Raw genomic sequence first — 16,834 nt, 5'->3', positions numbered from 1 at the left:
GAATGCGGATATTCGGGAAGTGGCGGCGCGCAGGTCACCTGATGGTGGCCGTGCTGGTGGCGCTGATGATGTCAGGGTCGCTGCTGGCCGCGCCTGCCGCCCGTGCCAAAGGTCCGGTCGGGCCGGTGCTGGTGCTGGGCGACAGCCTGAGCGCGGAACACAACATACCCAGAGGCTCGGGCTGGGTCAGCCTGCTGGAACAGCGGCTGCGCCGCGAGCCGGCGCGCGTGCGCGCGGTGGTCAACGCCAGCATCAGCGGCGAAACCAGCGCCGGCGCCCTGACCCGGCTGCCGGCCCTGCTGGAAAAGCATCGCCCGTCGGTACTGGTGGTCGAACTGGGCGGCAACGATGCCCTGCGCGGCCTGGCCCCGGCGCAGCTGGCCGGCAACCTGGAGCGGATGCTGGAGTTGGCCAGTGCATCGGGGGCCAGGGTGCTGTTGCTGGGCATCGACGTACCGCCCAACTACGGCCCCGGCTACCGCGAGCGCCTGCGCCGCACCTACGCAAACCTCGCAGAACGCCATGGCGCGGCGCTGGTGCCTTTCTTCCTGGAGGGCGTGGCGCTGGAGGCCGGCATGATGCAGGCGGATGGCCTGCACCCCACGGCCGCGGCCCAGCCGCACCTGCTGGAGAACGTCTGGCCGGCGCTGGAGCCGCTCCTGTAGGTGCCGGCCCCGGCCGGCGACCACGATGGCGGCTTCTTCACACGCCATCCACCGGGGCTCCTGCATGTTTCACAAACCTGAAAACAGCACGGAGCGGGACATGCGGCAAGGCAAAGAAACCTCGGGGTTGGTCCTGGTAGTCGAGGACAACCGCAACATTTCGGAGATGATCGGCGAATATCTGGAAAGCCGGGGCTTCGAGGTCGACTACGCTGCCGATGGCCTGGACGGCTACCGCCTGGCCGCCGAGAACAGCTACGACGCGGTGATCCTGGACCTGATGCTGCCGCGCCTGGACGGCATCGAGGTGTGCCGGCGGCTGCGCAGCGATGCGCGCAAGTCCACGCCGGTGCTGATGCTGACCGCGCGCGACACGCTGGATGACAAGCTCACCGGCCTGGGCCACGGCGCCGACGATTACCTGACCAAGCCGTTCGCCATCCAGGAGCTGGAAGCGCGCCTGCGTGCCCTGATCCGGCGTGAACGCCGCCAGGTCGGCTCGGAAGTGCTGACCGTGGCCGACCTGGTGCTGGACCCGGTGAGCATGCGCGTGACCCGTGGCGGCATCGAGCTGCAGCTCTCGCCGATCGGCCTGAAGCTGCTGACCATCCTGATGCGCGAGTCGCCGCGGGTGGTCAGCCGCCAGGAGATCGAACGCGAGATCTGGGGCAACAGCCTGCCCGATTCGGATACCCTGCGCAGTCACCTGTACAACCTGCGCAAGGTCATCGACAAGCCGTTCGACCGGCCGCTGCTGCATACCGTGCAGAGTGCCGGTTACCGGGTCGCCGACATCGGCCAGCCGGTGACGGCCAACTGACGCGCGCTCCATTACCAGCAAGGGGGATGAATGGCGGTCAACGCCGCCACACGGGGAAGGTGCCATCCAGCGTCGTCGCTCACGAAGCAACGATGTGCTGTTGCCTACACTCGGTCGCCCCTGCACTGATTGCGCACGATGCCACACGGCCTGCCCCGCAAGATCCGTATCGCCTTCATCCTGCAGGTGGTGATGGCGAGCCTGGCGATCGTGGTCGCGTTCTACGTGGTTGCGATCCTGTTCAAGTACAGCTTCATCCAGAAGACCCTGCAGGACGAAGCCCAGCACTACTGGCAACTGCACCAGGCCTCGCCGGTGCAGCCGCCGCCCAACACCTACAACCTGCGTGGCTACCTGGTGGAAACGGGCTATTCCAGCCTGTCGCTGCCGGCCGGCCTGCGTGAGCTGGAGCCCGGTTTCCACGACCTGGAGGAAGACGGGCAACTGGTGTGGGTGGACCGCCAGCAGGCCGGCACCCTGTACCTGGTCTTCCTGCGCAGCCAGGCCACCCGCGCCGCGCTGTGGTTCGCGGTACTGCCGGCGATGCTGGCGCTGTTCGCCATCTACGGCGCGACCTGGTTCACCTACCGCTCCTCGCAACGGCTGGTGTCGCCGGTGGCGTGGCTGGCGCGCCTGGTCGGGCGCTGGGACCCGCGCCGGCCGGACGTGGCCGAGCTTGCCCCGGAGCGCCTGCCTGCCGACGTGCAGGGCGAGGCGCGGCAACTGGCCCAGGCCCTGCACGCGCTGGGCGAGCGGGTCCAGGCGCATGTCTCGCGCGAACGCAATTTCACCCGCCACGCCAGCCACGAACTGCGCACGCCGCTGACCGTGATCCGCATGGCATCGGACGTGATCCTGTCCGACGACAGCCTGGCCCCGCGGGTTGCGCGCGGCGTGCAGCGGATCCAGCGCGCCGGCCGCGACATGGAGGCGGTGGTCGATGCCTTCCTGATCCTTGCGCGCGAGCCGGACGTGGCACCGCAGAGCGAATGGTTCCAGGTGTGCGAGGTGGTCGAGCAGGAAGTAGACAACGCACGCCTGCTGCTGGGCGACAAGCCGGTGAAGGTGGAAGTGGACTGCCAGCGCCAGCCAATGCTGTTCGCACCGCCACGGGTCCTGCACGTGGTGCTGGGCAACCTGCTGCGCAACGCCTGCCACTACACCGACCGCGGCCAGGTGCGCGTGGTCGTCGATGCCGCCGAGGTGACGATCAGCGACAGCGGCATCGGCATGTCCCAGGAAACCCTGGACAATGCGTTCGAGCCTTTCTATCGCGGCGCGCCGGAACGGCCGCAGGGCACTGGCCTGGGGCTGTCGATCGTGCGCAGGCTGTGCGAGCGATTCGGCTGGCAGGTGGACCTGATGAGTACGCCCGACCGCGGGACCACGGCGCGGATCCACTTCGGGTCCGGTGTCGGGCCGGCGCCCGGCGCGGACGTGCCGGCATAGCGTGGCGCCTCGTGGTCGTGGTGCTGTCAACCGCGGCGATGGCGGTGCGTTAACCGATGCATGACCACCCTGCCGATCACCGCCAGCGCATGAGCCCAGCCCGTCCCCCGCAGTCTTCCCGTGCGCGTGCGTGGTTGCCGCGTGTCCTCATTGCCCTGGTAGTGCTGGCGCTGGCCGTGGCCGGCACCGGCTACTGGCTCAAGCAGCGCGCCGCCGGCAGCGCTGACGCGTGGCGCACGACCTCGGTCGAGCGCGGCGCGATCCGCGTGGCGATCTCCTCCACCGGCACCCTCAGCGCGATCTCCACGGTGACCGTCGGCAGCCAGATTTCAGGCCAGGTGCTCGAGGTGCTGGTGGATTTCAACGACCAGGTGACACGCGGCCAGGTGCTGGCCAGGATCGATCCGAAGACCTACGAGGCACAGATCGAACAGGGCAACGCCCAGGTCGCCAGTGCCCGCGCCAGCCTCAACCAGGCCCTGGCCAGCCAGCGCAATGCCGAGCTCGATTACCGGCGCAAGGCCGAACTGGTCCAGCGCCAGCTGGTGGCACGCAGCGACGTGGACCTGGCCCGCGCCGCGCTGGACCAGGCCAATGCCCAGGTCGCCTCGGCCCAGGCCCAGATCCGCCAGCAGACCGCGTCCACCCGGACCACCCAGGTCAACCTGGATCGCACGGTGATCCGCTCGCCGGTGGATGGCGTGGTCCTGACCCGCAGCATCGAGCCCGGGCAGACCGTGGCCGCCAGCCTGCAGGCGCCGGAACTGTTCACCATCGCCGAGGATCTGTCGCAGATGAAGATCGAGCTGGCGGTGGACGAGGCCGACATCGGCCAGGTGCAGCAGGGGCAGACGGTGGCCTTCACTGCCGACGCCTTTCCCGACCGCCAGTTCCGTGGCCAGGTGCAGCAGGTGCGGCTGGCTGCCACCACCACCAACAACGTGGTCACCTACCCGGTGGTGGTGAACGTGGACAACAGCGACGGCACCTTGTTGCCGGGGCTGACGGTCAATGCCGAGATCGAGGTCGCGCGCCGCGATGACGTGCTCAAGGTGTCCAACGCCGCACTGCGCTACAAGCCGGCCACCGGTGCTGCCACCGGTCCGGCAGTCGGTGGCGGCCCGCGCCGTTCCGGCGAGGGCCTGGCCGACGACCTGGCGCGCGCGGTGGCCGAGCTTCAGCCCAGCGCCGAGCAGCAGGCCCGCTTCGAGCAGGCCCTGGCCGCGCTGCGCCAGCGCCAGGACGCGCGTCGCGCCAGTGGCCCGCAGGGCGGTGCTGGTGGCCGTGGCGGCTTCGGGCCGCCGGGCGGGGCTGCGCCGGGTGGTGGCAACGCCAACATCGAATCGCAGGTGCGCCAGCGCATGGCCGCGCGCATGAAGGAGGATTTCGCCGAGTTCCGCGCCAGCCTGGACGATCCACGCAAGGCGCGCTGGGACGCTGCATTGGCCGCACTGGTCAATGCACGTCGCGCCACCCTCTACCGGCTGGTGGATGGCCAGCCGCAGCCGGTGATGGTGCGGATCGGCTCCAGCGACGGCAGCAGCACCGAGGTGTCCGGCGGTGGCCTGCAGGAGGGCGACGTCATCATCACCGGCGAGCGCGCGCGCGGATGACGGCCCTGCCTTCGGCTGCCGTGCCGGTGCCGGTGATCGACATCCGCGGCCTGCGCAAGGTCTACGCCGCCGGCACCCAGGCCGAGGTGATTGCGCTGGACGGGGTGGACCTGCGAGTGGAGGCCGGCGAGTTCCTGGCGATCATGGGGCCATCGGGGTCGGGCAAGTCCACCCTGATGAACCTGATCGGCTGCCTGGATACGCCCACCGCCGGCAGCTACCGCTGCGACGGCATGGATGTGGCGCTGCTGGACGCGGAGGCGTTGGCGCGCCTACGCCGGGACAAGATCGGCTTCGTGTTCCAGGGCTTCCACCTGTTGCCGCGCATGAGCGCGCTGGAGAACGTGGCGATGCCGCTGGGCTATGCCCGGGTACCGCCGGCCGAGCGCGAGCAGCGTGCGCGCCAGGCCCTGGCCTCGGTGGGCCTGGCCGACCGCGGCGGGCACCGGCCCAGTGAGTTGTCCGGTGGCCAGCAGCAGCGCGTGGCCATTGCCCGGGCGCTGATCAACGCGCCGCCGATCCTGCTGGCCGACGAGCCCACCGGCGCGCTGGACAGCCGCACCGGCGAGGAGATCCTGGCCCTGTTCAAGCGCCTGCGCGAAGACGGCCACACGGTGATCCTGATCACCCACGATGCCGAGGTGGCCGCGCATGCGGACCGCATCGTGGTGATGCGCGACGGGCTGCTGCACGAGGAGGGCGGGCCATGACCGTGGATGTCCGTTCGCGCGCGTGGCTTCCGGCTGCTGCCAGCCTTCGACCCGGGACCCGCCCATGTCCATGACCTTTTCCGACATCGTGCGCACCGCGATCTTCGCCCTGCGTGGCAACTGGATGCGCAGCGCGCTGACATCGCTGGGGGTGATCATCGGCATCGCCGCGGTCATCGTCATGGTCTCGGTGGGGCAGGGCACCCAGCAGGAGATCGACAAGCTGGTGTCCGGCCTGGGCTCGCAGCGCCTGGACATCAGCCCTGGTGCCGGGCGCGGACCCGGCGGCGCGCGCCAGAGCGCCAGCAGCTTCTACACCCTCACCGTGGGCGATGCCCAGTCCATCCGCGACGAGATCCCCGAAGTGCAGTACGTGGCCGGCTCGCTGCGCGGCAACACCCAGGCGGTGTTCGCCGAGAACAACCTTTCGACCAGCTGGCAGGGCGTGCAGCCCGATTATTTCGTCATCAACGGCTGGACCCTGGCCGATGGCGACGGCTTCGACCCGCAGGACTACACCGGCGCCGGCAAGGTGGTGATCCTGGGCGAGACGGTGCGCAGGACCCTGTTCGGCGAGGACAGCGGCATCGGCCAGACGGTGCGCCTGGGCCGGGTGCCGTTCACCGTGGCCGGCACCCTGGCGCCGAAGGGACAGGGTGGCTTCGGCCAGGACCAGGACGATGTGGTGATGGTGCCGCTGGAGACGGCGCGCCGGCGCCTGATGGGTGCGATGGGCATGCCGGCCGGTGCGGTGATGCAGATCGCGCTGACCGTGACCGACGCGCGCAACCTGGACTATGTGCAGGGCGAGGTGGAGTCGCTGCTGCGCCAGCGCCACCGCATCGGTCCCGGCGACGAGGATGACTTCCGGGTGCGCAACATCAGCGAGATCGTCGCCACCCGCACCGCCACCACCAACCTGATGTCCAAGCTGCTGGGAGCGGTGGCCACCATCTGCCTGGTGATCGGCGGCATCGGCATCATGAACATCATGCTGGTGTCGGTGACCGAGCGGATCAAGGAAATCGGGTTGCGCCTGGCGGTCGGAGCCGGGCCGACGGATGTGCGCCGGCAGTTCCTGGCCGAGGCCATGCTGATCTCGTTGATCGGCGGGGTCATCGGCATCGCCATCGGCGTGGTCGGGGCGCTGCTGGTGGGGCAGGTGAGCGATCTGCCGGTGGCACTCAACGGGCGCGTGGTGGGGTTGGCGGCGGCATTCTCCATCGCCACGGGCCTGTTCTTCGGTTACTACCCGGCGCGCAAGGCGTCGCAACTGGATCCGATCGAGGCACTGCGGCAGTAGGCAGCGCGCGTGGGCGTGGTCGGACGCTGGCTCGCAGCGTGCATGCATAAAGTCCGCTCACCGCATGTGGCAAGACGCAGGGGTGTGCGCGCTTCGGACGGGGCCGCCGCGCCCCGGGGCATGGCCCACCCCTCGGGACGACATCCTGTCTTTACTCGGGGCCGTGGCACATCCATGTGCCACTTGGTCCATGCCCCGGGACGCGGCGTCCTTCGCGGGCGTCGGCATCGCCTGGGAAGCCGTTGCCCGGCCACGACCGTCCCGGCTGGAGGCGCCAGGTACAGGCTGCAAGAGAAAAAGCGGAGGTGGATCAGTGCCTGGCGCGACCGGGCAGCGGGGGGCTCAGAGGCCCTGTTCGTAGCGGACGTAGGGCACGGTGCCCTGGTCGGCCTCGCCGTTGGAGGGTGCGAACGGGTTGCGGCCGCGGGTGATGACGTTCTCGGCACCCACGGTGAGCTGGCCGCTCCACGGGGTACGCCAGGTCAGGCCCAGGCCCAGGCCTTCCCACTTGTTGCCGGGCTGGCCGCGCATGTCGACCACCCGGCCGACGATGTTGGCGCTGAACGGGCCGTAGCCGCCGCCCACGCTCAGGCTCTTGCTGTCCCAGCGTTCGGCCAGGCCGGGGCCGGCGTCGGCCAGCGGGATCAGCCGCGCGCGCGCGTAGGTGCCTGCAATGGAGACGTAGGCCTCGCTGCCCAGGGCCTTCTGCCCGAACACCTGCAGGTCGTGCTGCTCGATCTGGCCGCCGCCGGCCAGGGCCGAGCCGCGGTCGGCTTCCAGCCATGACGGCAGGACGTTCTCGCGCGCGGTGCCGGCAGCGAAGCCGAAGCGGTTGTTCTGGTTGCCGATGGACGCCGAGCCGGCCAGGCGCCGGCTGCCGCGATATGCATCGTCGCCCAGGCTGGCCAGCAGGCAGCGGCTGGCGAGGTTGCCGATGTTCGCGCCGCTGGTGCTGCTGCACAGCAGGCCCAGCGAATCGCCGACGTCCAGCCCGACCGCGGCATCGAGCGACTGGTTGCCGAAATTCCAGCGGTTCTTGCCGGCCTTGTCGGCTGGTTCAAGCAGCAGCAGGGCCTCGACCTTGCCACTGCCCTTGTTCCATACCGGCAGCATGGTCTGGCCTTGCGCGCCGGCCGGCCTGGTCTGCGCATGCGCGCCCGTGGCCGCGACAAGCGCGGTCAGCAGGAGAGCCAGCAGTGGCAGGCGTGGCAAGGACATGGCGACTCGATCAGACCCGGACATCCGCGGGACAGTTCCGCGGGCATGGGAAATCCATGCTAGGCGATTCACAATTGATTAACAAGTTGCCGGGTGCAGGCCCCGGCCGCGCGGCCCCGGGTCGCCCCGGGAGCCTTGCTACTGCAGGCGTTCCGGCGCCGGTGCATTGGCTTGGGGCTGCGCGAACAGCTCGGTGATCCGCTCCTGCGGGTACAGGTACAGGTGGCCGCAGAACTCGCAGCGTACCTCCAGGGTCCCGCCGCTGTCGCGGGCGGCCCCGTGTGCTTCTTCCTGGCCCAGGCCGCGCAGCATGCCGGCCACCCGCTCCTCCGAGCAGGAGCAGCCGAACGCCAGTGCCCGCTCTTCCAGCAGGGCGGGCGCCTCCTGGTGGAACAGGCGGTGGACCAGCAAGGTCGGCGCGGTGGCCAGCAGTTCCGCCTCGCCCAGGGTGTCGAACAGCGCACTGGCGCGGTCCCATCCGTCCGCGTCGGCCTGCCCGCCCTGCTCGCCGGGCAGCTTCTGCAGCATCAGCCCGGCCACCGCCTGGCCGTCGGCGGCCAGGCACAGGCGGGTGGGCAACTGCTCGGACTGGCGGAAGTAATCCTCGAATGCGCCGGCCAGGGTGTGCGCCGCGTCCAGCGCCACCAGGCTCTGGTAGCGCTGCGGCTCACGCGGGTCCAGGCCCGGGTTCTCGATGGTGACGGCCAGCAGCGCGTCCTCGCCCAGGTCGGCGGGCGCGCGCGGGGCATCGGCGCCTTCATCCAGGCGCACGATGCCGCGCACGCTGCCGGCGGCGGTGCATTCGGCAAACAGGGTGCGCAACGGGCCGCCGGCGCGCACCTGGATCGACAGGCGCCCGTCGACCTTGACGTGGCCGGTGAACAGCGCGGCGGCGGCCATCGCCTCGCCCAGCAGCGTGCGCGCTGCGGGCGGGTAGTCGGCGTGCGAGAGCAGTTCGCCCCAGCTGCGGCGCAGGCGCACGTAAACCCCGCGCACGCCGGCCTGCGGCAGCAGGAAGCGGCCGCGCAGGTCGTCGCCGGAGGCGGTGGATGAGGGCTTGGCAGTGGTATCCATGGACACAGGATGCGGGCGCGATGGCGGCTTTCCAATAGAGCATGTCCGCGCTCTACCGGCGCAAGGTTACGATGCGCCGTCGCGGGACCTCAGCCTGGCCGGTATGGCCGGCAGCCTGCAGGCCATACCGGGATCTTGTATCGACATGGACAACCACACTCCCGCGCCCGCTCCGGCGCCGCGCTGGCGCCGCTGGCTGCGACGGCTGGCGATGCTGCCGCTGGCATTCGTGGTGGTCACCGTGTCCCAGGTGGCGATGCTGCGCTTCGTCGACCCGCCTGTCTCGGCGTTCATGCTTGCGCGCCAGGCCGAAGCCTGGGGCCAGGGCCAATGGGATTTCAGGGTTGCCTATGCGTGGCGCGACCTGGAGGCGATCTCCCCGCACCTGCCACTGGCGGTGATCGCCGCCGAGGACCAGCGCTTCGCCTCGCACCGCGGCTTCGACCTGGATGCGATCGAGAAGGCGCTGGCGAACAACGCGCGCGGCAAGCGCGTGCGCGGGGCCAGCACCATCAGCCAGCAGGTGGCCAAGAACCTGTTCCTGTGGCGCGGACGCAGCTGGCTGCGCAAGGGCCTGGAGGCCTGGTACACGGTGTTGATCGAGGCACTGTGGCCCAAGCGCCGGATCCTGGAGATGCATGTGAACGTGGCCGAGTTCGGCGATGGCATCTACGGCGCGCAGGCGGCCGCGCGCAGCTACTGGCGCAAGGATGCAGGCAAGCTGTCGATGGCCGAGAGTGCGCGCCTGGCCGCGGTGCTGCCGGCGCCGCGGCGCTACAGCGCCAGCCATCCCGGGCCTTACGTGCAGCGGCGCGCGACCTGGATCCAGCGGCAGATGCGCCAGCTCGGCGGCCAGGACTACCTGCGCCGACTGGACTGAGCGCGGTACTCGCATACCATCGGCGCATGGACCCGCTTGCATCCTCCGTCCCTGCCGACGAGCCGTTGACCGTGGTGGTGGCCGCGCACGACGAGGCGCAGTCGCTGCCGCTGCTGCATCCGCGCATCCGCGCCGCGCTGGATGCGCTGGACGGGCTGCGCACGCGGGTGCTGTACGTGGACGACGGCAGCGTGGACGACACCTGGGACGTGCTGCAGGGCATCGCCGCATCCGACCCGCAGGTGTCGCTGCTGCGCTTGTCGCGCAACTTCGGCAAGGAAGCCGCGCTGACCGCCGGCCTGGACCGGGTGGAACACGGTGCGGCGATGATCCTGGATGCCGACGGGCAGGACCCGCCGGAATTGATCGGCCAGTTCGTGGAGCTGTGGCGGCAGGGCTACGACGACGTCTATGGCACCCGCATCGCGCGCGAGGGCGAGGGCTGGGTGCGGCGCGGTGCGGCGGCGGTGTTCTATCGGGTGATCGGGCGCCTGTCGCGCACTCCGGTGCCGGCCGACACCGGCGACTACCGCCTGCTGTCGGCGCGCGCCCTGGCCGCGCTGGGCGAACTGCGCGAGCGGCACCGGTTCATGAAGGGGCTGTTCGGCTGGGTCGGCTTTCGCCGCGCGGCGCTGCCGTATCGTCGCCAGCCGCGCCTGGCCGGGCACAGCAAGTTCGGCCTGTGGCGGCTGTGGAATTTCGCCCTGGAAGGCATCACCAGTTTCTCCACCGCGCCGCTGCGGCTGGCCACCTACCTGGGCCTGCTGACCGCATTGGCGGCGCTGGCCGCCGGTGTGGGCGTCGTTGCCAAGACCCTGCTGTGGGGCGACCGGGTGGCGGGTTGGCCGACCATGATGGTGGTCATCCTGTTCCTGGGTGGCGTGCAGCTGATTGCGCTGGGCCTGATCGGCGAATACCTGGGGCGGCTGTACGTGGAAGCCAAGCGGCGTCCGCTGTACCTGGTGGATACGTGGCAACCGGCGCCCCCGGGGGTATGCTGTGGCCGTCACCCGGACGACGGAGGCGGTCATGCGCACGGTACGTCAACTGCTGGCGGACAAGCCGGCTGAGGTCTTTGCGGTGGCGCCCGGGGCGCCGGTGGTCGATGCGATCCGGCTGATGGCCGAGAAGTCGATCGGCGCGGTGCTGGTGCTCGACGGCGCGGCACTGGCGGGGATCCTTTCCGAACGCGACTACGCCCGCAAGATCGTGTTGCAGGGGCGCTCCTCGGCCGATACCCCGGTCAGCGCGATCATGTCCGCGCAGGTGGTCACGGTGGATCCCGACACCGCGGTGCCGCGCTGCATGCAGGTGATGACCGAGCGCCGCATCCGCCACCTGCCGGTGATCGAGGACGGGCGGGTGGTCGGGGTGATCTCCATCGGCGATCTGGTCAAGGCGGTGATCGCCGACCAGCAGGCCGAGCTGGAACAGCTGCAACGCTACATCGCCGGCTGAGCGCCGCACGCCTCGTGAGGTTCATCCGCCATGGCGGATGGATCTGCATGAAACCGCGATCCGGTGATTCCTCCGCCCCACCCGCGTGGCGGATGCGTCTGGTGAAACCGGGAGCCGATGAGGCATCCGTCTCTACGGTCGCCGGCAAGACCGGCTCCTGCAACGCGGTGATGCAACGCCTGCTCAGCGCGCGTATTGCCCGCCGCAATCGCTGTCCTCGCCGGGGCCGGTTTCGAAGGTGGCCAGCAGCGCTGCCGGTGGCGCGATGCTGCCCAGCGCCAGGGCGACCGCGCCGCGCAAGCCGAGCGCGCCCATGTCCGGGCGGAAGGACGGATCCTTGAAGGTGCCGCCCACCCGCAACGGCGAGCGCAGGGTGAGGATGCTGCGGTCCTTGGGGCGCGGCTTGAGCAGCAGGTCCAGGCGCTCGGTCGCCAGGTTCACCGTGCCCTCGCCGACGATGATCGTGTCGGTGCTGTCGAAGGCCAGCGCGCGCGAGGTCATCACCCCGTCCTCCACCCCGAAATCGGCGAAGGCGCAGCGGATCGGCACCTGCCGGTCCTTGGTGAGCAGGAACTTGAGCGCCTCGGCCACATCCAGCCCGGCCAGTTCCATCACCAGGTTGCTGACCCGGCCGCGGCCCATGCCCAGCGCGATGTCGCCGTCGGCGCTGCCGAAGATGGCCGCGATCGAGTTGCCGCTGCCGCGCACCTTGATGTCGCCGCCGATGCGGCCGGCCGAGCCCTGCGCCAGTTCGGCATTGGCGAACAGCCTGGGAAGCTCGACCCCGCGCACGGCGATCGAGGCCCGGGTATCGATTGGCGCCTTGCGCGCGTTCATGCGGATGGTTGCGCGCACGTCGCCACCGGCCACGCCGAAGTTCAGCGGGTCCAGGCGCAGGAGGCCGGATTCCAGCAGCAGGTGCGCATCCATGTCCTCGATCATCGGCACGGCGGGGGCGTGGATCCGGCGCGCGCGCCAACGCACGTCGGCGTCCATCGCATTGAGCTTGGCCAGGTCGTAGGGCGTGTCCGGCAGCAGGCGCGGGCTGGCCGCAAGGCGCTCGGCCTGCGCCTGCTGCGCGGTGTTGGCGGTTTCGTCCGGGCCGGTGGACGGTGGCGCGCCGAGGAAGCCGGCCAGGTCGTCCAGGTCCAGGCGTTGGGACAGCAGCCGCGCGGTGAACACCGGCCGGGTGCCGGTCACGTCCACCTTGACGTCGCCGCCCAGGTCGCTGTCACCCACCTTGCCCTCGAAGCCCTCGTAGTGCCACAGGTCGCCATTGCGCAGCAGGCGCCCGTCCAGGCGGTACGGCGGCGACGGCGGCAGGGCCAGGCCAAGCAGTGGATACAGGTGCTCCAGGTCCTGCCCGGACAGCTGCATCCGCAGGTCGAAGGTCTGGAAGCGGAACGGGTTGGTGAGGGTGCCGGTGGCACTGGCGCGGGTTGCCCCGGCGCGCGCATCCAGGTCGATGCGGTAGGGCGTGTCGGTGTCGGCCAGGTCCAGTGGCGAGGCGGCCTGGCCTTCCAGGCGGAAGGTCACGCCGCGCCAGTGGCCGCTGCCTTCCACCGCCACCGGTGCCTCGGCCCCCGGTCGTGCCTTCGTGTCGGCAGCGATGCTGGCCAGGCGGATGTCGATGTCGGTGCTGTCGGCTGCATCGGTGAAGCGCAGGCGGCCGTCCTCGATCCACAGCCGGTCCAGGCGCCAGCGCGGCTGGCCGCTGTCCTGGGCGGCGTCGCGCTTGTCGAAGGTCCAGTTGCCACCGCTGCCTTGCGGCGCTGTCTCCAGCCAGATGTCCGGGCGGACCGCGCGCACCTCCTTCATGCGCAGGCGCAGTGCCAGCAGCGGCCACGGCGCGATGTCGATCTCCACCCGCTCGGCGCTGCCCATGCGCTCCTGCTCCGACCACGGCGCATTTGCCAGGCGCAGGCGATCGGCCGAGACGGTGATGGTGCGGCCCAGGTCCACGTCCAGGTCGCCGTCGATCCGGAACTCGCGTCCGGTCGCGTTGCCCACCGCGCGTTCCAGCGGCGGCTTGAACCAGTTCCAGTCCCACAGCAGGAGCAGCAACAGCAAGGCCGCGGCCATCACGCCCAGCACGATGCCGGTGCGTCGCGCGGGACGCCATTGGCGCAGGCGCCGCATGCGGCCGGTCGCGGGCAGGCGGGGTTCCATGCCGCCAGTATCGGCAGCAGGCGTGGACAGGATGCGAACGCCGGCGGCGGGCGTTCATCGACGGCGCGTGCGCGCCGCGGTGGTCACAACACCTGCTGGGTCACCGCCACGAAGTGGCACACGCTGCCGCCGATCACGAACATGTGCCAGATCGCGTGCGAATAGCGGATCGATTCACGGTGGTAGAAGTACGTGCCCAGGGTGTAGGACACGCCACCGGCCAGCAGCCAGGCCAGGGTCCAGCCCTCCAGCGACTCCACCAGCGGCTCCATCGCTACCACCACCAGCCAGCCCATGGCGATGTAGATGGCGGTGGACAGGCGCTTGAAGCGGCCGGTGTAGAACAGCTTGAACACCACCCCGGCCAGGGCCAGGGTCCAGATCGCGGCAAACAGGCCCCAGCCCCACGGCCCGCGCAGGCCGATCAGGGTAAAGGGGGTGTAGGTGCCGGCGATCAGCAGGTAGATGGCGCAGTGGTCGAACACCTTCAGCCGGCCCTTGGCCACCGGGTGCTGGATCGCGTGGTAGAGGGTGGAGGCGACGTACAGCAGCAGCAGCGCCACCCCGAACACGATCGCCCCGGCCAGCTGCCAGGCATCGCCATAGATGGCGGCCAGGGTGATCAGCACCGCGCCGGCCGCCAGTGCGGCCATCGCGCCCAGGCCATGGGTCAGGGCGCTGGCGATTTCATCGCGGATATCCACCAGGTGGTCGGCGCGCTTGCGCGCGCGCAGGATCCGCAGACGGCTGGAGTCGGTCATGGCGCGGTACGTTACCGCATGGACGCGGGCCGGTGGGGCATGCCCGGCGACGTGGTTCAGGCGCCGGATCAGGCCGTGGCCACGGTGTGCGCCGTTTCCCGGGTGGCCAGGAATTCCACCTCCGGCGCGCGCTCCTGGGCCAGTTGCAGGTTCACCCGGGTCGGCGCCAGGTAGACCAGTTCGCCGGCCGCATCGATGGCCAGGTTGTTGGCGTTCTTGTCGCGGAACTCCTCGAGCTTCCTCTCGTCGCCGCAGCGGATCCAGCGCGCGGTGGCCACGCCGATCTGCTCGAAGCTGGCATCCACGCCGTACTCGGCCTTGAGCCGGTAGGCGACCACCTCGAACTGCAGCACGCCCACCGCGCCCAGGATCAGGTCGTTGCTCATCAGCGGGCGGAAGAACTGGGTCGCGCCTTCCTCGGACAACTGGGCCAGGCCCTTCTGCAACTGCTTGAGCTTGAGTGGATCGCGCAGGCGCGCGCGCCGGAACAGCTCCGGGGCGAAGTTGGGAATGCCGGTGAAGCTGAGCGCCTCGCCTTCGGTGAAGGTGTCGCCGATGGCCACCGTGCCGTGGTTGTGGATGCCGATCACGTCGCCCGGCCAGGCCTCGGCGGCGATCTCGCGGTCGCTGGCCATGAAGGTCAGCGCGTTGGCCAGCTTCATGTCCTTGCCGCTGCGCACGTGTAGCACCTTCATGCCGGCGCTGAAGCGGCCCGAGCACACCCGCATGAACGCCACCCGGTCGCGATGCTGCGGGTCCATGTTGGCCTGGATCTTGAACACGAAGCCGGTCAGCCTGGGTTCCTGCGGCGCGACCTCGCGCCCGGTGGTGGCGCGTGGCTGCGGCGGCGGCGCGTGCTCGACGAAGAAATCCAGCAATGGCTGCACGCCGAAGTTGTTCACGCCCGAGCCGAAGAACACCGGGCTCTGTTCGCCGCGCAGGTACTTGCCCTGGTCGAAGGTATCGGCCGCGCCCTGCACCAGTTCCAGCTCCTCGCGCAGCTGGGCCAGGGTGTCGGCACCCACCCGCTCGGCCACGCCTGGCGCGTCCAGCGACGGGAAGATGGTCGAATCCTGGCGGGTGAAGTTGCGCCCCGGCTCGTACAGGTGGACCTCGCCGCTGATCAGGTGGACCACGCCCTTCAGGCGCTGGCCCATGCCGATGGGCCAGGTCACCGGCGCGCAGCGGATGCCCAGCACGGTCTCGATCTCGTCCAGCAGGTCGACCGGGTCCTTGCCCTCGCGGTCGAGCTTGTTGATGAAGGTCATGATCGGCGTGTCGCGCAGCCGGCATACCTCCATCAGCTTGATGGTGCGCTCCTCCACGCCCTTGGCCACGTCGATCACCATCAGCGCGCTGTCCACCGCGGTGAGCACGCGGTAGGTGTCCTCGCCGAAGTCCGCGTGGCCGGGGGTGTCGAGCAGGTTGACGATGTGGCCCTCGTAGGGGAACTGCATCACCGAGGAGGTGACCGAGATCCCGCGCTCCTGCTCCAGCTTCATCCAGTCCGAGGTGGCGTGGCGCGCGGTCTTGCGCGACTTGACCGAGCCGGCCATCTGGATCGCCCCGCCGAACAGCAGCAGCTTCTCGGTCAGCGTGGTCTTGCCCGCATCGGGGTGCGAGATGATCGCGAAGGTGCGCCGGCGCGCGGCTTCGGTGGAGACTTCGGGCATGGGGGCGGGCGCCGGGACGGCGCACATGAAGATGGGTAGCCGGCAATTATACGGGGCTTGCCCAAGCCTCAGTGCGCGGGGCTGGATGCCTCGCGCGCGAACTTCAGTTCACCCAGCGCGCCGAACACCCGGATCGGGATCGCCTCCAGGTGCATGCCGCGGTTGACCTGGACCACGAAGTGCAGGTGCGGGGCGGTGCTGAAGCCGGTGTTGCCGGACAGGGCGATGCGCTGGCCTTGGCGCACGCGCTGGCCCGGCCGCACCAGCACGCCTTCCGGCTGGAGGTGGGCATACAGGGCCATGCTGCCGTCCGGATGCAGGATGCGCACGTAGTTGGCGCGTCCGCCGTAGCGCTCGCGGTTGAGGCCGGCGCGGGCGAAGTCCGACTCCACCTGCAGCACCACGCCCTCGCGCGCGGCCAGCACCGGCGTGCCTTCGGGCACGGCGAAGTCGATCGCGTAGCGGTTCTGCGCGTCGTTGTGGCTGAAGCTGCCGCCGAAGCCCTGGTCCACCCGCACGTGCGCGTAGTCGAAGGGCAGGCGGTATTCGAAGTCCAGCGGCCGCGCCTGCGGGTCGCCGGGCAGGTAGTCCAGGACCAGGTCGAAGCCGCTGCTCAGGCGTGGATCGGTCGGGTAGATGCGAGCCACCAGGCCGTGGCCATCGGCGGGCACGGTGGTGCGCGCGGGCAGCGCAGGGGCCACGGAGATGTTGTCGCCATGGCGCAGGCGCAGTTGCACCTGGGCCGGGCCGGGCAGGCGGTTGTCGGCCCAGGCCTCGTAATAGTGGCCGCGGCTGACCATGCGCAGCGACACCGGCGCGCTCGGTTCACGGCGGAAGCTCTGGGTCTGCGCGTCCTCGGCCACGGCGTCCGGTGGCGGGCGATCGCCGTAGTGGGCCACCCCTTCGGCATCGCGCCAGTGCCACAGGCGGGCGGCATCGGCCGGGTGTTGCGGCAGCAGCATGGCCAGGCCGGCCAGCAGCAAGCCGGCCGGGCGGGAGCGGGATGCGTTCATCGTGTGCAATCGGCCGGGCGCGGCGGCG

At 70.2% G+C, this 16,834-nt stretch carries 15 protein-coding genes; 9 read left to right on the top strand and 6 right to left on the bottom strand.

The window, feature by feature from the left end; translation table 11 throughout:
- Positions 1-2 precede the first annotated feature (2 nt).
- From ACEJ41_RS10620 to ACEJ41_RS10595, 6 genes are all read left to right on the top strand, one after another.
- Complete coding sequence (locus ACEJ41_RS10620; protein ID WP_374014123.1) at positions 3-665, top strand: arylesterase; 663 nt, start codon at positions 3-5, stop codon at positions 663-665.
- Positions 666-765: 100 nt separating this feature from the next.
- A complete protein-coding gene (locus ACEJ41_RS10615) occupies positions 766-1,485 on the top strand; it encodes a response regulator transcription factor (RefSeq protein ID WP_374012244.1) in 720 nt (239 codons plus the stop codon).
- Positions 1,486-1,623: 138 nt separating this feature from the next.
- Positions 1,624-2,934: a sensor histidine kinase gene (locus tag ACEJ41_RS10610; protein ID WP_374012243.1), complete on the top strand. Its 1,311-nt coding sequence runs from the start codon at positions 1,624-1,626 to the stop codon at positions 2,932-2,934.
- An 89-nt stretch (positions 2,935-3,023) separates the two neighbouring features.
- Positions 3,024-4,547 (top strand): efflux RND transporter periplasmic adaptor subunit, encoded by a 1,524-nt coding sequence (locus ACEJ41_RS10605; protein WP_374012242.1) that lies wholly within the window; start codon positions 3,024-3,026, stop codon positions 4,545-4,547.
- A complete protein-coding gene (locus tag ACEJ41_RS10600) occupies positions 4,544-5,257 on the top strand; it encodes an ABC transporter ATP-binding protein (protein ID WP_374012241.1) in 714 nt (237 codons plus the stop codon). Before ACEJ41_RS10605 ends, ACEJ41_RS10600 begins: the two co-directional genes overlap by 4 nt.
- A gap of 64 nt (positions 5,258-5,321) precedes the next feature.
- Positions 5,322-6,560: an ABC transporter permease gene (locus ACEJ41_RS10595; protein ID WP_374012240.1), complete on the top strand. Its 1,239-nt coding sequence runs from the start codon at positions 5,322-5,324 to the stop codon at positions 6,558-6,560.
- A gap of 342 nt (positions 6,561-6,902) precedes the next feature.
- Here ACEJ41_RS10595 and ACEJ41_RS10590 read toward each other — a convergent pair whose 3' ends face one another.
- Both ACEJ41_RS10590 and ACEJ41_RS10585 read right to left on the bottom strand, forming a co-directional pair.
- Positions 6,903-7,742, bottom strand: coding sequence for a hypothetical protein (locus tag ACEJ41_RS10590; RefSeq protein ID WP_374014122.1), 840 nt, complete (start codon positions 7,740-7,742; stop codon positions 6,903-6,905).
- 174 nt (positions 7,743-7,916) lie between these two features.
- Positions 7,917-8,852 carry an Hsp33 family molecular chaperone HslO gene (locus ACEJ41_RS10585; protein WP_374012239.1) on the bottom strand — a complete coding sequence of 312 codons (936 nt, stop codon included), beginning with the start codon at positions 8,850-8,852 and terminating at the stop codon, positions 7,917-7,919.
- Positions 8,853-8,997: 145 nt separating this feature from the next.
- On the opposite strand from ACEJ41_RS10585, the gene mtgA reads away from it, so the two are divergent.
- The 3 genes from mtgA to ACEJ41_RS10570 are packed head-to-tail and all read left to right on the top strand — an operon-like array spanning position 8,998 to position 11,190.
- Complete coding sequence (mtgA, locus tag ACEJ41_RS10580; RefSeq protein WP_374012238.1) at positions 8,998-9,732, top strand: monofunctional biosynthetic peptidoglycan transglycosylase; 735 nt, start codon at positions 8,998-9,000, stop codon at positions 9,730-9,732.
- A 26-nt stretch (positions 9,733-9,758) separates the two neighbouring features.
- A complete protein-coding gene (locus tag ACEJ41_RS10575; RefSeq protein ID WP_374012237.1) occupies positions 9,759-10,802 on the top strand; it encodes a glycosyltransferase family 2 protein in 1,044 nt (347 codons plus the stop codon).
- The gene (locus tag ACEJ41_RS10570; RefSeq protein WP_374012236.1) at positions 10,762-11,190 is read left to right on the top strand and encodes a CBS domain-containing protein; all 429 of its coding nucleotides are present in this window, start codon (positions 10,762-10,764) and stop codon (positions 11,188-11,190) included. Before ACEJ41_RS10575 ends, ACEJ41_RS10570 begins: the two co-directional genes overlap by 41 nt.
- A 183-nt stretch (positions 11,191-11,373) precedes the next feature.
- On the opposite strand, the gene ACEJ41_RS10565 is transcribed toward ACEJ41_RS10570, so the two are convergent.
- The 4 genes from ACEJ41_RS10565 to ACEJ41_RS10550 form a co-directional block, all read right to left on the bottom strand.
- Positions 11,374-13,359: an AsmA family protein gene (locus ACEJ41_RS10565; RefSeq protein ID WP_374012235.1), complete on the bottom strand. Its 1,986-nt coding sequence runs from the start codon at positions 13,357-13,359 to the stop codon at positions 11,374-11,376.
- 83 nt (positions 13,360-13,442) lie between these two features.
- Complete coding sequence (locus ACEJ41_RS10560) at positions 13,443-14,120, bottom strand: hemolysin III family protein (RefSeq protein ID WP_374012234.1); 678 nt, start codon at positions 14,118-14,120, stop codon at positions 13,443-13,445.
- Positions 14,121-14,188: 68 nt separating this feature from the next.
- Positions 14,189-15,793 (bottom strand): peptide chain release factor 3, encoded by a 1,605-nt coding sequence (locus ACEJ41_RS10555; RefSeq protein WP_374012233.1) that lies wholly within the window; start codon positions 15,791-15,793, stop codon positions 14,189-14,191.
- Positions 15,794-15,861: 68 nt separating this feature from the next.
- Positions 15,862-16,806: a peptidoglycan DD-metalloendopeptidase family protein gene (locus tag ACEJ41_RS10550; protein ID WP_374012232.1), complete on the bottom strand. Its 945-nt coding sequence runs from the start codon at positions 16,804-16,806 to the stop codon at positions 15,862-15,864.
- Positions 16,807-16,834 lie beyond the last annotated feature (28 nt).

Source organism: Pseudoxanthomonas koreensis (assembly GCF_041890415.1).
Taxonomy (GTDB): domain Bacteria; phylum Pseudomonadota; class Gammaproteobacteria; order Xanthomonadales; family Xanthomonadaceae; genus Pseudoxanthomonas; species Pseudoxanthomonas koreensis_A.
Note: the sequence above shows the minus strand (reverse complement) of the source record. Positions and strands in the feature narration are given on the sequence as shown.